The sequence below is a fragment of the Sulfitobacter dubius genome (assembly GCF_900113435.1).
Lineage (GTDB): Bacteria > Pseudomonadota > Alphaproteobacteria > Rhodobacterales > Rhodobacteraceae > Sulfitobacter > Sulfitobacter dubius.
The window spans coordinates 1,229,091-1,243,085 of the sequence record NZ_FOPG01000001.1 but is presented as its reverse complement, the minus strand read 5'-3'; the positions used below and the strand labels follow the sequence as shown (position 1 = coordinate 1,243,085).

The window sequence follows — 13,995 nt, the reverse complement described above, 5'->3', positions numbered from 1 at the left end:
CGAACGCTTAGCCCTTTTGCTGACGCGCCAATCGTGCTGCGCGGCCTTGTTTGCCAGCGTTCAGCCGTTCCTGCCAGACCTTGCCCAAGGTGCGGCGCTTTTCATGCGGGCTGAGGTCGGGGATCGACACCACAGGGATCAAGCCCGTTTCGCGGGTCATTTGGCGGGCCGAACGGATCACTGGGCGGCGCAATTCGAGCAGGAAGGCGACGAACAGACTTAGCATAATGCTGGCGAGGCCGCCGATGATAGCAAGCTTTTTGCGGCTGGCCGAGACTGGATATTCGGGCAGTTCGGCCTGCTCAAGCGTGATCAGTTTTTCGCCGCGCTGATCGGTTTCGAGCGAGAAGCCGACTTCGGCCTCATTGCGCCGGGCTGTGATTACTTCCAACTGGTTTTGCAATTGGGTCATCCGGCGCTCAAACCGGGCCAATTCACGCTCAACCTCTGGCGAGGTTTGCAGGCTTGCGGTCAGTGTCTCGCGCTGTTCTTGTAGCAAATCACGCTGTGTTGTGAGGCTTTCCATCGTGGCGTCCAGCTCAGCCTGTTCGCGGGCGATGGTGGCGGCGCGGGCGTCGGGGTTCACCCGGTCACGGGCCAGCCGCGTGGCGATGATCTCACGATCAAGCTCTAGGATCGCGTCATTCAAGCTGCTGATCTCGCCGCGGCGAAATTCTAGACTGCCTTCGAGGGAAAGATCATTTTCGGCGCGGTAGTTGGCCAATTCAGCCTCAAGCGTAGAAATATCGCGGATCAAGTTTTGCTCTTGGCGTTGGAAAAACTCCAAGGTTTCGAGGGTCTGGCTTTGACGCTGCGCGGCAGACATCTGGCGGGTGCGGTCGGCAAATTCGCGGGCCACGGCCTGCGCATCGGCTGGGTTGCCCATCTCGGCGGTGAAGGTCATCACCGAGATGGTGCCATCATCGGCAAAGCCCTCACGCGGGGCTGCGACCCCTGTAATTGTGACGGAACGGCGCAGCAGGTCGACTTTTTCTGACATCCGCAGCGCGGTCAGGTCTTCATAGAGGCCAAATCTTTGAATGATGTCGACAAGCGTTCCGCGTGCCATCAACTGCTGTTCGATCAATTGCAGGCGACGGGCTGACGACCCTTCGACGGTAGAAGGGGCAAGATCATTGGCGATCTTGGGCTGTTCGATCTGAATGACTTCGGAAGATTGATAAACATGGGCGATCGACAGCGCCCAAAATACCGAAGCGACACAGCCCAAAAGCGTGACCAGAATAATAACGCCCGCGCGGCGGCGCAGCATGTCGATGATGTCATCGAATGTATAGATCGGTCCCATGTGCCTCTTTCCAACCTGCTTTGGCCCCCAGTCCATTGCTTGGCGGGGTTTCCCTGCCTAGACCAGAAGACTTGGGCGATAATAGGGCGCTAACAGGCGCAAAGACAGGGGGTGTCAGGCATATTTCGGAAGGCTTGAAGACCGGGCACGGTTCAGGACGATGCCCAAAAGCGGCACCTGACCTTCAAGCATACGTTCACATTCACGCAGATGCCGCGCCATGGTCTGACTGCCGTCAGAGATCAACAATACCCCGTCAAGCTGAGGCAAGAAGGCCGACAGGTCGTCATGCTCCAACATAGGCGGCATGTCATATAGGACGATCTCTGGCTGGAGCGTCGCGCGCATCCGCAGCAAGGTTTCGGCCGTTGCGCTGTCTTGAAGGATTTCGGCGGCGTTCACCTCGGGTTGGTCATTCAGGCCAAGCGCCAACGTATCGCTTACACGAACCATCTGCTGGCCCAGACTGGTCCGACCGGCCAAAAGGTCGCTCATTGCACCGGGGGCGTCCGTGTCAAATGCGCGGGCCAGACCGGGATTGCGCATATTCATATCCATCAGGACAGTCCGTGATCCCGGCACTCGGGACAGGCTCAGCGCCAAATTGGTGGCTGAGAAAGTATTGCCGCAGCCTGACGTGGGCGCGGTGACGGCGATATTCACCCAGCCATGTTCCAATATCGTCTGACGCAGACGCGTGCGCAGCAGATCAAAGGCCCGTGCGGCCGCGCTGTTACGGTGATCATCGACCAGCGGCATGTCCCCACCGGGGCCGGGTGTTGCGATGGGCAGGTCTTGCCAACGTGGGGCGCGGTCATCGCTGACGTATTGCGTGATCTTAGGGGCGGCGACGGGCAGAGGCTCCTCGAAGGACAGATCGCCGTCGAACTCGTCCTCATTATCCATCACTGTACGACGCGGGCGGATGCTGTGCCGCATCCCCGGGCCGCCAAAGGTCGCCAAAACATCGCTGTTGTCCGCCCCGAGGGCGTCAGATGCGTAAAGATCCTTCATCTTGTTCCCTTTCGATTTTCTAAACATGAGGTGGACAATTTCCGATTGTTAGCAGGCGTGGTCAGCATCGCTCAGCACCCCGTCCGACGCAAGACGACCCCGACGGTTTTGATCAGAATGGTCAGATCCATCGGTAGAGAGAGGTTGCGACGGTAGGCGCCATCTACTTCATTGCGGTAGGTAAAGCGGCTGTTGTTGCGCGCAGAGACCTGCCAAAGTCCGGTAATGCCGGGGCGCAGAGCAAAGTAGGATTTCGGGTCGCCGTACATTTCAAGCTGTTCCGGCATCATTGGGCGCGGTCCGATCAAGCTCATGTCGCCAATCAGCACGTTCCAAATCTGAGGCAGTTCATCGATGGATGTGGCCCGCAAGAAGTTACCAACCCGCGTGATGCGCGGATCGTTCTTCAGCTTTTGCATCTCATCCCATTCCGCACGCATGGCCGGATTTGCGGCAAGATAGCTTTCCAATACCGCATCGGCGTCACGAACCATGGTGCGCAGTTTGAGGATGGAAAAGCGTTTCCCGCTACGGCCCAGCCGCTGCTGCGTGTAAAAGGGTTGGCCGCTTTCGATCCACAGCGCCAGCGCACAAAGGGCAATGATCGGCAACGCGATAGGCAGGACGGCAAGGATCAGCAGTTTGTCGAGAACCGGTTTGGCGTAGCGACCATAAAGACCCTTGGGGCGCAGGCAGAAAGAGGCCAATTCACGCGATGCCTGCAAAACGGCAGCGCCCGCAGCATTAGGTGCGCGGTCCATCTGGCGGGCCAGCACCGGAGGTCCGGCAGTGATTTCCATCAGGCCAAAAGCGTGTCGGTCGGCGTTAAAGTACTTCATCAAACCCCCCAGGGTCTATCGCATTCATTCGGGCCACTGCGGCCCGCGGCGCGTTCTCGCCGCTAAAAGTCGAAAGTCTATCCGACCTATACGTTCAGGTAGGGTACGTATCATTTGTTACCACCTTCGCGCCTTATTTGCTCCTTTTTTTAAGAAACAGACTGTTTCCTTCTTGGCGAGGCGGGCAGGATTTCATCAATGATCTGGGGGAGTTAGAGCAGGGGGCATCGGCATGGTGAGAGATGAGATCGGACCATTCATATCACGGTGAAAGGCGCGCCCGGAGGTATTGGAGTATATTATAAGGCACTGAATTATAATCTATAATTCCTAGGGATCGCGTCAGCTTTGTTTTCCGGTAGCGATGCGGGGCACTATTCATTCTGTGTTCGCAGGATCGATAATCCTGCCTCTGCCAAGGTGACCAAAACGCGTCAAAAGGACCCCGCGCCCCAGCCATGGTCACGAAAATGTCAAAGGGAAAGCTGGGCGACAGTTGGGCGAAACGCAAGATGCGTGGGCTTATCCCTCCCCAATGAACGGTTGAATCCCAAAGTGATTCCCTGTGGCTGTTCAGGGTCGGTCCGGCGATTCAATACGAGGAAAAGCATTAATCGAAATATGTGGTGTGGATGACCTGGCCATGGTTGTGCGTATCAGCCTTAAGTCCTCGATCCATTTGCTATTCGCGGGGATGACAAGTTTGCCGCCATAGCGGCTTGGGCACCTTTCACAAGTGATGGCTGCGATACTGGACAAGCGCTTACACAGCTCTCAGCGCAAATCTTACGAGCAGTGTGCACATCATCTGTTCGCTTCGACATTCACGATACCCCTATCGGTCCAAGCCGGATGTATCAGTTATGTCTGAGGCCCGTGCGGGCACTTCCTGCGCTTCTGCCGCTCTTCCCGAAGAGGTGCGGATTAGATTGGGGGCGTCCAACTCATCTGCGGGATCAAGCACCCCCGTTTAGGGGGACGAGGTCGCATAGCATTTGCGCTGGATCAATTCGCGCGCAGTAATCGCCGCAAGCGCGCGAAAGCCGCGCACCGACATCTCTACAGGTTTGTCGCCGCCCAATTGACCCAAGTCAAAACGCCCCCGGTCGGGCCATGCGATCCGTCTTTGAAAGAGTGAAGGATTCGGAATATGATCGATATGGTGAAGTTGATCCTCTTCGCGCTGATCGCGTTTTTCGCGGCGCTTGGCGCGGATTGGGCCCGCGATCCGGCTTATATGGTTCATGCGGTGCTCATCATGGTGCTCGCGGCGGGGGCCTTTATCTGGCAGTTGCGCCAGATCCCAGTCGAGGATGCCCCGGCAGCGCCCAGCGTGTCCGCGCAGGCCTACGGGATGCGGGACTATATGGACGGGCCGGTCCGCTACGGCGTGATCGCGACGGCCTTCTGGGGCGTCGTCGGTTTCCTCGTCGGGACCTTCATCGCCCTGCAATTGGCCTTTCCGGTGCTCAACATTGACTGGGCGCAGCCCTATGCCAACTTCGGCCGCCTGCGCCCGCTGCATACCAGCGCGGTGATCTTTGCTTTTGGCGGCAACGCGCTGATCGCCAGTTCCTTCTACATCGTGCAACGCACATGTGCGGCACGGCTCTGGGGCGGCAATACCGCGTGGTTCGTCTTCTGGGGCTATCAGCTTTTCATCGTTCTGGCGGCCACAGGCTACCTTCTGGGCGCCACGCAGTCCAAGGAATACGCCGAGCCCGAATGGTACATCGACATCTGGCTCACCATCGTCTGGCTGGCCTATCTCGCCGTCTTCTTCGGCACGATCATGAACCGGCGCGAGCGGCATATCTATGTCGCCAACTGGTTCTTTCTGGCCTTCATCATCACCGTGGCCATGCTGCATGTGGTCAACAACCTTGCCATCCCGGTGTCGATCTGGGGCTCTAAATCGGTGCAGGTCTTCGCCGGCGTGCAGGATGCCATGACGCAGTGGTGGTATGGTCATAACGCCGTGGGCTTTTTCCTGACCGCCGGGTTCCTGGGCATGATGTATTATTTCGTGCCGAAGCAGGCGGGGCGGCCGGTCTATAGTTACAAGCTGTCAATCATTCACTTCTGGGCGCTGATCTTCCTCTACATCTGGGCCGGACCGCACCATCTGCACTACACCGCCTTGCCCGATTGGGCGGCGTCGCTGGGGATGGTATTCTCGATCATCCTATGGATGCCCTCATGGGGTGGTATGATCAACGGCCTGATGACGCTAGAAGGTGCCTGGGACAAGATCCGGACCGATCCGATCATCCGCATGTTCGTGGCCTCGCTCGCCTTCTACGGCATGTCGACCTTCGAGGGGCCGATGATGTCGATCCGGGCCGTGAACTCGCTGAGCCACTACACCGACTGGACCATCGGCCATGTGCATTCCGGCGCGCTTGGCTGGAACGGGCTCATCACATTCGGCGCGCTCTACTTCCTGACCCCGCGGCTCTGGGGCCGGACGCAGATGCATTCCATGGCGGCGATCAACCTGCACTTCTGGCTCGCGACCGTGGGGATCGTCCTCTACGCGGCCTCGATGTGGGTGACCGGCATCATGGAAGGGCTGATGTGGCGCGAGGTCGATGCCAACGGGTTCCTCGTCAACAGCTTTGCAGACACCGTCGAGGCCAAGTTCGTGATGTACGTGATCCGGGCTCTGGGCGGGGTGCTCTACCTCGCGGGCGGTGCAGTCATGGTCTGGAACATGTGGATGACCATCCGCGGACCGAAATCACGACCCGTTACCGTCGCCCTGCCTGCGGAGTAAGACAATGAGCAAGAACCCCCAAAGCCCCGACTACGACCCCACCGATGATCCCAAAGTGGTTACCGCCGGAGAAGGTATGCAGCAGGGAAAGATCCCAAACGAACTGCCGCCCGAGACGCAGACCATCACCTTTCATCAGCGGTTCGAGCGCAACGCGACCTTGCTACTGATGGCCTCGCTCGCCGTGGTCAGCATCGGCGGCATCGTTGAGATCGCGCCGCTGTTCTGGCTGGAGAACACCATCGAGGAGGTCGAGGGCATGCGCCCCTATTCGCCGCTCGAACTGGCCGGGCGCGAGGTTTACGTGCGCGAAGGCTGCTATGTCTGTCACAGCCAGATGATCCGCCCGATGCGCGACGAAACCGAGCGTTACGGCCACTACAGCCTTGCTGCCGAATCCATGTACGACCACCCGTTCCAATGGGGCTCGAAACGCACCGGGCCGGACCTTGCGCGTGTCGGCGGGCGCTACTCGGACGAATGGCACGTGGATCACCTGATCGACCCGCAGTCGGTGGTGCCCGAAAGCGTCATGCCGAAATACGCCTTCCTGATGGACGCGCGGCTCGATGGTGACGAGGTGGCCGATCTGGTCGAGACCCACCGTATGGTGGGCGTGCCCTACAGCGACGAGATGATCGCCAGCGCCAGTGCCGATTTCCGCGTTCAGGTCGATCCGTTCGGCGATTACGACGGGCTAATCGAACGCTATCCCGGCGCGCAGGTCCGCGATTTCGACGGCCAGCCGGGGGTAAGCGAGATGGATGCGCTGATCGCCTATCTGCAGATGCTCGGGACGCTGGTCGATTTCTCGACCTTCGTGCCCGACGCCAGCCGCTGAGGAGCCGCTGATGGACACCTATTCCTTCCTGCGCGAACTGGCCGACAGCTGGGCGCTTTTGATCCTCACTTTGATCTTTCTGGGCGTGATCGGATGGGCCTTCCGGCCCGGCTCGCGCGCGCTGCACGATGATGCGGCGACCGTACCGTTCCGCGATGAACCCGCGCCCAAGGGCCCAGAAGACGGAGCCACAAAATGACCGACAACCGCAAGATCGACCCCACCACCGGGACCGAGACCACCGGCCACAGCTGGGACGGGATCGAGGAGCTCAACACGCCGCTGCCACGGTGGTGGCTCTGGACCTTCTACGCAACCGTCGTCTGGGGGGTGATTTACACGATCCTCTACCCGGCATGGCCGATGGTCTCGGGCGCGACGACGGGGCTTCTGGGCTATTCTACCCGCGGCGAGGTCGCCGCCGAAATCGCCCGCGTCGAACTGTCGAACGCCGATCTGACCGAGAGCCTCGTCACCGTCGATCTCGGCGTGTTGGCGGAGAACGAAGAGCTACACCGTTTCGCCGTACAGGCAGGCCGCTCGGTCTTCGCCGCACATTGCTCGCAATGCCACGGCGCGGGGGCGGGGGGCGTGAAAGCCTCGGGCTATCCCAACCTTCTGGACGACGACTGGCTTTGGGGAGGGACTATGGCCGAGATCACCTACACTGTGCGCCATGGCATCCGCAACGAGGAGGACCCCGAGGCGCGGTTTTCGGAAATGCCCCCCTTTGACTGGATGGCGCCCGAGGAGCTGGACGCCACCGTGCATTACGTGCGCAGCCTGTCGGACCTGACGCATGACGCAACCGCCGCGGGGCAGGGGGCAAAGCTCTACGCCGACAACTGTAGCTCCTGCCACGGGGCCGCGGGGCTTGGCGACCGCGAGATCGGCGCGCCGAACCTTGCCGATGCGATCTGGCTGCGCGGCGACAGCTACGCGGACATTCTGGCGCAGCTCAAGGCACCGCGCATGGGGGTCATGCCTTCGTGGCAGGCCCGTCTGGGCGAGGCCGAGGTGCGCGCCGTGAGTGCCTATGTTCATGGGCTCGGCGGCGGTGAAGCCGACGTGGGGGAGGCCGCGGCGACAACTGCCGATTAAGCGCCGCGCTTTGATGCAGATCAAAGTGGCCTGTGCCCGACGGGTGTAGGCCACTGAGGCAGAACCCGGAGCCCGCAACCCCCATGTCCACACAAGCCCCGCCACTCTTCGCCCCGCGCGAGCCGATCTTTCCCCGCCGGGTCAACGGCTTCTTCCGCTCGCTGAAATGGGCGATCCTGATCTTCACGCTTGGGATCTACTACGTGACCCCGTGGATTCGCTGGGACCGGGGGCCAAACCTGCCTGATCAGGCTGTGCTGGTCGATCTGGCCAATCGGCGTTTCCATTTCTTTTGGATCGAAATCTGGCCGCATGAATTCTACTTCGTCGCCGGGCTGTTGATTATGGCGGGTCTGGGGCTGTTTCTCTTCACCTCCTCTCTGGGCCGGGTCTGGTGCGGTTATGCCTGCCCACAGACCGTCTGGTCGGACCTTTTCATGACCGTGGAGCGCTGGATCGAGGGCGACCGCAACGCGCGCATCCGCCTGCACAAGGCCCCGATAAGCCTGCGCAAGGCGCGACTGCGGGGGGCGAAATGGGCGGTCTGGCTCCTCATCGCCATGGCGACCGGCGGGGCCTGGGTCTTCTATTTCGCCGACGCCCCGACGCTGGCGCGCGATCTGGTCAGGCTCGAGGCGGCACCGGTGGCCTATGCCACCATCGCGGTACTAACGGCGACGACCTTCCTATTCGGCGGCTTCATGCGCGAGCAGGTCTGCATCTACATGTGCCCCTGGCCACGCATCCAGGGCGCGATGGTGGACCCGGGCACGCTGACCGTCGGCTACCGCCGCTGGCGAGGTGAGCCGCGCGGCAAGGGCGGGGTGAAACGTGCGCAGGCCGCGGCCGAGGCGGTGGGCAGCGGGGAGGCGGTAGCGCGCTATGGTGCCGCGCTCGACAAGGACAGCGCAGGTGCGCGGCAGTCCCGTAGCGGAGAGGCCCTCGGCGATTGCATCGACTGCAACGCCTGCGTCGCGGTCTGCCCCATGGGCATCGACATCCGCGAGGGCCAGCAGATGGAATGCATCACCTGCGCGCTCTGCATCGACGCCTGCGACGACGTGATGGACAAGATCGGCCGCCCGCGCGGTTTGATCGACTATCTCGCGCTCGACGACGAGCCGCCGACGCGCCCGGGCGAAAGTGCGGCGATGGCCGACTCCAACTGGCGGCCAAAACCGCTCTGGCAGCATGTCTTCCGGCCTCGAACCGTGTTCTACACGCTGGCTTGGGCCGCGATCGGCGTGGCGCTGGTGGTGGCGCTCTTCGTCCGGCCCGAGATCGACATGACGGTCGCCCCGGTGCGCAATCCGACCTTCGTGACCCTATCTGACGGGTCGATCCGCAACGCCTATGACATCCGGCTGCGCAACAAGCACGGGGAAGCGCGCGACTTCCGCCTGTCGCTCGGCGCGGCGGCGGGACTGAAACTGGCGCTTGAGGGTTACGTGGGAACCACCGTCGCGGTGCCCCCCGACAGCACGCAGCGCCAGCGGGTCTATGTCATCGCCCCGCCCGAGGCTCCGGCGGCCGCGCGCGCTCGCAGCGACCTGCGCTTCTGGGTCGAGGACGTCTCCTCGGGCGCGCGGGCGCATGGCGATACTATCTTCAACGGAAAGGAGTGAGGCGATGACGGCAAGGCAGGTCAATCGGCCACTGACGGGATGGCACGTGCTGGCGGGCTTCGTCGGCGGTTTCTCGATCATCATCGCGGTGAATCTCGCGCTGGCGATCAACGCGGTACGGACCTTCCCCGGCAAGGAGACCGAGTCGAGCTACATCGCCTCGCAGCACTTTCAGGCCGACCGGGCGGCACAGGAAGCGCTTGGCTGGGCGGTAGAGACCGATCTGACAGCAAATGCCCTGCGGCTGGTGGTGACGGCGGAGGGGCGCAGCGTCCGGCCGGAAATTCTCTCGGCGACGCTGGGCCGCGCGACCACCGTGGCGGATGACATCACGCCGATCTTCACTTGGGACGGTGCGGCTTGGGTGGCGCCGGTCAAGGCTGGGCCGGGCAACTGGAACCTGCGGATAGAAATGCGCGCGGCCGACGGCACCCCGTTCCGCCGCCGCATCCCGCTGCGGGTGGCACCATGAGCGTTGCGGCCTGCCCGGGCTGCATCGCCGCAGCCCCCCTGACCGAAATGCCGGCGCGCCCGGCACCAAAGGCCGGGGACGCGATATACATCGCCCTGCCGCAAATCCACTGCGCCGCCTGTATCGCGGGGGTGGAGCGCGTCTTGGCCGATCTGCCGTCGGTCGCCGCGGCGCGGGTGAACCTCGGGGCCAAGCGGCTGCGCCTTCTGCCGACCGCGGGCCATGACGAGAGTGAAGCCCTGAGCGTGTTGAACGCCGCCGGGTTCGATGCGCATCTGCTGGACGCTTCCGCCCTAGGTCCCGCGGGAGACGAGGAGGGCCGCAAACTGCTGGCGCGCGCCGCTGTCGCCGGGTTCGCCATGATGAACGTCATGGCCGTCTCCGTCGCTGTCTGGTCCGGTGCGGGCGAGGTCACGCGGGAGATGTTCCATTGGGTCTCCGCATCCATCGCACTGCCGGCCCTGGCTTTTTCGGCCGTGCCCTTCTTCGCCTCTACCGTCACGGCGCTGCGGGCGGGGCGTATGAACATGGACGTGCCGATCGCGCTTGCGATCTTTTTGGCTGCCGCGACCTCGCTCTACGAGACCTTCGCCGACACCGGCGCGCATACCTGGTTCGACGCGGCGCTGTCGCTGTGTTTTTTCCTTCTGGTGGGGCGCTATCTTGAGCACCGCGCGCGGGCCACGGCGCGCTCGGCGGCGGCAGAGTTGACAGCGTTGGAACTGCCCCGCGCGACCCGGCTGACCGAGGCGGGGCGCGAGACGGTGAATGTCTGCGCGCTGATGCCCGGCGACCGCATCGCGCTGGCGGCTGGCGCGCGGGCCCCGGTCGACGGGACCGCCGAAGGCCCCGCCACGCTCGACCGCTCCGCGCTGACCGGAGAGGCCGCGCCGGTGCCGCTTTCGGTGGGCGGCGCCGTCTGCGCGGGCGAGGTGATCCTTGGTGCGCCCCTGACCTTGGCCGTGACACGCCGGGCTGAGGACAGCACCCTGCGCCGCCTTGCCGCCCTTGTGGAGGTGGCTGAGACCGGACGGCACCGCTACAGCGGCCTCGCCGACCGCGCCGCACGTCTCTATGCGCCAGTGGTGCATGGGTTGGCCGCGTTGGCCTTTGCCCTCTGGTGGGGGCTGACGGGCGATCTGCATCACGCCATCTCGGTGGCGACGGCGACGCTGATCATCACCTGCCCCTGCGCTTTGGCGCTGGCCATCCCGGCCGTGACGGCGGCGATGACCGGGCGGCTGTTCCGCGGCGGCGTACTGCTGAAATCCCCCACCGCGCTGGAGCGTCTGGCCGAGATCGACACGGTGGTCTTCGACAAGACCGGCACGCTGACCGAAGGCGTGGCGCGGCTGCCCGGTCTCGCGCCCGAGGCCGCCGCGGTCGCGCGGGCGCTGGCCGAGGCCTCGGATCACCCGGTTTCCCGCGCACTGGTGGCGGCGCTTGCGGAGTGCGCTCCGGCGCAATTGACCGATCTACGCGAATTGCCGGGCGAGGGGGTTGAGGCGCGTTGGAACGGCAGATCGGTGCGGTTGGGGCGCGGAGCGAAGGGCCCTGTGCTCGAATTGCCCGGCGAAGTGATCCCGTTGCCCCTAACCGAGCACCTTCGACCGGGCGCATTGGAGGTGATCGCCGATCTGGAAGCGACGGGTTTTGACGTCGTGATGCTGACCGGAGACACCCCGGCCCGGGCCGAGGTGCTGGCACGGCGGCTCGGGATCGCCAAGGTTCATGCCGGGGTGCGCGCGGGGGACAAGGCCGACTGCCTTGCAGGGATGACCCGCGAAGGCCGTCGCGTGCTGATGGTGGGCGACGGGTTGAACGACACCGGCGCACTGGCAAGGGCTCATGCCTCGCTCGCGCCCGCCAGCGCGCTCGACGCCGCAAGGGTGGCCTCCGACGGGGTGATGCTGGGCGTGGACCTGCGTGCGGTGGCGCAGACGCTGGCGCTTGCCCGCCGTGCGCGGCGGCGCATCCGGCAGAACCTCGCCGTCGCGGCGCTCTACAATGCCGTGGCAATCCCGGTCGCGGTGCTGGGCCATGCCACGCCGCTGATGGCGGCGGCGGTCATGTCGTCGTCTTCGATCCTTGTGGCGATGAACGCGGTGCGCCGATGAATATCCTGATCATTCTCATTCCCGTGTCGGTCCTGCTGGGCGCGGGGGGGCTGGCCGCCTGCCTCTGGACCCTGCGCAACGGGCAGTACGAAGATCTCGAGGGGGATGCCGCGCGCATCCTTCTGGAAGATCCCCTCGACCCGCGGGGGCCGGACAGCAAAACGCCCGCCGCGCCGGAGTGAACCGGCGGGCGGGCATGCGTTGCAGATTGGAGCTCAGCGCGAAAACAGCACCGGCACCTCCGAATGGCGCAGCAGGTCGCGGGTGGCCGCGCCGATCACCAGATCATAGGCCCGCGAATGGCCGAAGGCGCCGACGGCCACCATGTCGGCACCACGCTCCATGGCCTCGCGGCTGAGCGCCGCGGCGACTCCCGGCCGTTCCCAACTGCGCTCGACCAGCGTGGTCTCAATCCCGTGGCGGTCGAAGGCCGCGGCCAGATCGCCCGAGGTCGCCTTTAGCCCCGCGTCGTGGCTGTGGTCGTTCACGCGCAGGATATGCGCGCAATCGCCCGCCTGCAGCAAGGCCAACGCGTCATGCGCCGCGCGGACCGCCTCGCGGGTGCCGTTCCAGCCCAACACGATGCTCTGCCCCAGATGGTCGCCCGAGAAATCCTGCGGCACCACCAACACCGGGCGGCCCGCATCGCGGATCACGCTTTCCAGCAGGCGGGCATGGGCGGGGGTGTCGGCATCGGGATCGGCGGCGGCCATCAGCACGATGTCCGCGCAATGCGCGCTTTCCACGATTCGTTCGGCGGCGGTTTCGGACTGGCTGTGCAGCAGGCGCCATTCGTGGGCAAATTCCTCTGCTTGATAGGACGTCTCGAAGATCTCCTTGATGTCCTCCGATTGCGCGACCTGCGATCGGCCGTATTCGGTGAAGACGATGTCGGGCACATGCAGGGCGACGCCGGGATAGACGGCGAGCGATTCGACAGTGTGCAGCCCGATCACATGGGCGTCATGACGCCGCGCGATAAGCGCCGCGGCGGCCAGCACGCTCTTGGCAGAGCGCGGGTCCGTGAGGCAAGAGAGGATGGTCTTGATGGTCATGATCTGTCTCCTTTCATGCGGTGGCGCGGCGTCAGACACGCGCCTGTGCGGCCGAGAGCAGTGCGTCCTTATCCTTGATCAGCACCGTCTGCGCCCGGTCAAAAGCGATCACCCCGGCCTTGCGCAGCCGCGTGAGGGTGCGGCTGACGGTCTCGATCGTCAGGCCGAGGAAGTCGGCGATGTCGGCGCGGCTCATCGGCAGGGCGCAGCGCGTGAGCCCGTCGCGACTTGTGCCGATGCGGTCCGAGAGGGTGACGAGGAAAGAGGCCACCTTCTCCATCGCCGACTTGCGGCCCAGCATCATCAGGTGATCCTGCATCGCCGAAATCTCGCGCAGAGCGGCGTGCAGCAGCCGCTGGTGCGTGGCGTCGTCTCCTTTTAGCGTGTCCAGCGTATGGCGCCGGTGGGAGATGACCGCGCCGGCCTGGATCGCCTCGCAATCGCTGTGATGCACGGTGCCGTTCGGAAAGCCGATGATGTCGCCGGGCAGGCCGAAGGCGATCACCTGCCGCCGCCCGTCGTCCAGCACGCGGGAGAGACGAAAGACGCCCGAGGTGATCTCGTAGATGTTATTGGCGATGTCGCCCTCGCGGAAAAGATGGGCGCCCACCGAAAGCGTCCGGCGGTGTGCCGGGGCCGGGTTGGGTATCCCGACGGGGGCTGCAATGGCGGGGGTGAATGCGCTTGAAAGTGTCACGTACATGCGGGCGTCCTTGTTCTGTCGCAAGGCACTTTCCCAAGCCGAGGTCGCGGCGATACGCTTGGCCGTGTAACGGATTGTATCGGTTTGTCGCCGGGCGCAGCATTGGATAGGATGAGGGGCCCTGCTTGAACGCGCGAGACGGG

Annotated in this window: 13 protein-coding genes; 8 read left to right on the top strand and 5 right to left on the bottom strand. The window is 63.7% G+C overall.

Annotated features, from left to right (window positions below; translation table 11 throughout):
* Positions 1 to 7: 7 nt before the first annotated feature.
* The 3 genes from BM229_RS06035 to BM229_RS06025 all read right to left on the bottom strand — a co-directional run bounded on the left by BM229_RS06035 (position 8) and on the right by BM229_RS06025 (position 3,162).
* Positions 8 to 1,309: a GumC family protein gene (locus BM229_RS06035; protein ID WP_093926723.1), complete on the bottom strand. Its 1,302-nt coding sequence runs from the start codon at positions 1,307 to 1,309 to the stop codon at positions 8 to 10.
* A gap of 114 nt (positions 1,310 to 1,423) precedes the next feature.
* Positions 1,424 to 2,323 (bottom strand): CpsD/CapB family tyrosine-protein kinase, encoded by a 900-nt coding sequence (locus tag BM229_RS06030; protein WP_093926722.1) that lies wholly within the window; start codon positions 2,321 to 2,323, stop codon positions 1,424 to 1,426.
* 71 nt (positions 2,324 to 2,394) lie between these two features.
* A complete protein-coding gene (locus BM229_RS06025; protein WP_244152121.1) occupies positions 2,395 to 3,162 on the bottom strand; it encodes a sugar transferase in 768 nt (255 codons plus the stop codon).
* 1,150 nt (positions 3,163 to 4,312) lie between these two features.
* Between BM229_RS06025 and ccoN the strand changes: the two genes are divergently transcribed.
* From ccoN to ccoS, 8 genes are all read left to right on the top strand, one after another.
* Positions 4,313 to 5,938, top strand: coding sequence for a cytochrome-c oxidase, cbb3-type subunit I (gene ccoN / locus BM229_RS06020; RefSeq protein WP_093926721.1), 1,626 nt, complete (start codon positions 4,313 to 4,315; stop codon positions 5,936 to 5,938).
* Positions 5,939 to 5,942: 4 nt separating this feature from the next.
* Positions 5,943 to 6,779, top strand: coding sequence for a cytochrome-c oxidase, cbb3-type subunit II (ccoO, locus tag BM229_RS06015; protein WP_093926720.1), 837 nt, complete (start codon positions 5,943 to 5,945; stop codon positions 6,777 to 6,779).
* A 10-nt stretch (positions 6,780 to 6,789) separates the two neighbouring features.
* A complete protein-coding gene (locus BM229_RS06010) occupies positions 6,790 to 6,978 on the top strand; it encodes a cbb3-type cytochrome c oxidase subunit 3 (protein ID WP_093926719.1) in 189 nt (62 codons plus the stop codon).
* Positions 6,975 to 7,880, top strand: a complete 906-nt coding sequence (ccoP, locus tag BM229_RS06005; protein ID WP_093926718.1) for a cytochrome-c oxidase, cbb3-type subunit III — start codon at positions 6,975 to 6,977, stop codon at positions 7,878 to 7,880. The genes BM229_RS06010 and ccoP overlap by 4 nt, the downstream gene beginning before the upstream one ends.
* Before the next feature lie 83 nt (positions 7,881 to 7,963).
* Positions 7,964 to 9,505 (top strand): RdxA/RdxB/FixG family protein, encoded by a 1,542-nt coding sequence (locus tag BM229_RS06000; RefSeq protein ID WP_093926717.1) that lies wholly within the window; start codon positions 7,964 to 7,966, stop codon positions 9,503 to 9,505.
* 4 nt (positions 9,506 to 9,509) lie between these two features.
* On the top strand, positions 9,510 to 9,977 hold the full coding sequence (locus BM229_RS05995) for a FixH family protein (protein WP_093926716.1): 468 nt from the start codon (positions 9,510 to 9,512) through the stop codon (positions 9,975 to 9,977).
* Positions 9,974 to 12,094, top strand: coding sequence for a heavy metal translocating P-type ATPase (locus BM229_RS05990; RefSeq protein ID WP_093926715.1), 2,121 nt, complete (start codon positions 9,974 to 9,976; stop codon positions 12,092 to 12,094). Before BM229_RS05995 ends, BM229_RS05990 begins: the two co-directional genes overlap by 4 nt.
* On the top strand, positions 12,091 to 12,276 hold the full coding sequence (gene ccoS, locus BM229_RS05985; RefSeq protein ID WP_093926714.1) for a cbb3-type cytochrome oxidase assembly protein CcoS: 186 nt from the start codon (positions 12,091 to 12,093) through the stop codon (positions 12,274 to 12,276). The genes BM229_RS05990 and ccoS overlap by 4 nt, the downstream gene beginning before the upstream one ends.
* A 33-nt stretch (positions 12,277 to 12,309) precedes the next feature.
* Here the strand turns inward: ccoS and BM229_RS05980 are convergent, their stop codons facing one another.
* On the bottom strand, positions 12,310 to 13,149 hold the full coding sequence (locus BM229_RS05980; RefSeq protein ID WP_093926713.1) for a universal stress protein: 840 nt from the start codon (positions 13,147 to 13,149) through the stop codon (positions 12,310 to 12,312).
* A 31-nt stretch (positions 13,150 to 13,180) separates the two neighbouring features.
* A complete protein-coding gene (locus BM229_RS05975; protein ID WP_093926712.1) occupies positions 13,181 to 13,852 on the bottom strand; it encodes a helix-turn-helix domain-containing protein in 672 nt (223 codons plus the stop codon).
* Positions 13,853 to 13,995: the final 143 nt, after the last annotated feature.

Coding starts and splice junctions, on each gene's coding strand:
- BM229_RS06035 (WP_093926723.1), bottom strand. CDS start 1,309: ATGGGACCGATCTATACATTCGATGACATCATCGACATGCTGCGCCGC.
- BM229_RS06030 (WP_093926722.1), bottom strand. CDS start 2,323: ATGAAGGATCTTTACGCATCTGACGCCCTCGGGGCGGACAACAGCGAT.
- BM229_RS06025 (WP_244152121.1), bottom strand. CDS start 3,162: ATGAAGTACTTTAACGCCGACCGACACGCTTTTGGCCTGATGGAAATC.
- ccoN (WP_093926721.1), top strand. CDS start 4,313: ATGATCGATATGGTGAAGTTGATCCTCTTCGCGCTGATCGCGTTTTTC.
- ccoO (WP_093926720.1), top strand. CDS start 5,943: ATGAGCAAGAACCCCCAAAGCCCCGACTACGACCCCACCGATGATCCC.
- BM229_RS06010 (WP_093926719.1), top strand. CDS start 6,790: ATGGACACCTATTCCTTCCTGCGCGAACTGGCCGACAGCTGGGCGCTT.
- ccoP (WP_093926718.1), top strand. CDS start 6,975: ATGACCGACAACCGCAAGATCGACCCCACCACCGGGACCGAGACCACC.
- BM229_RS06000 (WP_093926717.1), top strand. CDS start 7,964: ATGTCCACACAAGCCCCGCCACTCTTCGCCCCGCGCGAGCCGATCTTT.
- BM229_RS05995 (WP_093926716.1), top strand. CDS start 9,510: ATGACGGCAAGGCAGGTCAATCGGCCACTGACGGGATGGCACGTGCTG.
- BM229_RS05990 (WP_093926715.1), top strand. CDS start 9,974: ATGAGCGTTGCGGCCTGCCCGGGCTGCATCGCCGCAGCCCCCCTGACC.
- ccoS (WP_093926714.1), top strand. CDS start 12,091: ATGAATATCCTGATCATTCTCATTCCCGTGTCGGTCCTGCTGGGCGCG.
- BM229_RS05980 (WP_093926713.1), bottom strand. CDS start 13,149: ATGACCATCAAGACCATCCTCTCTTGCCTCACGGACCCGCGCTCTGCC.
- BM229_RS05975 (WP_093926712.1), bottom strand. CDS start 13,852: ATGTACGTGACACTTTCAAGCGCATTCACCCCCGCCATTGCAGCCCCC.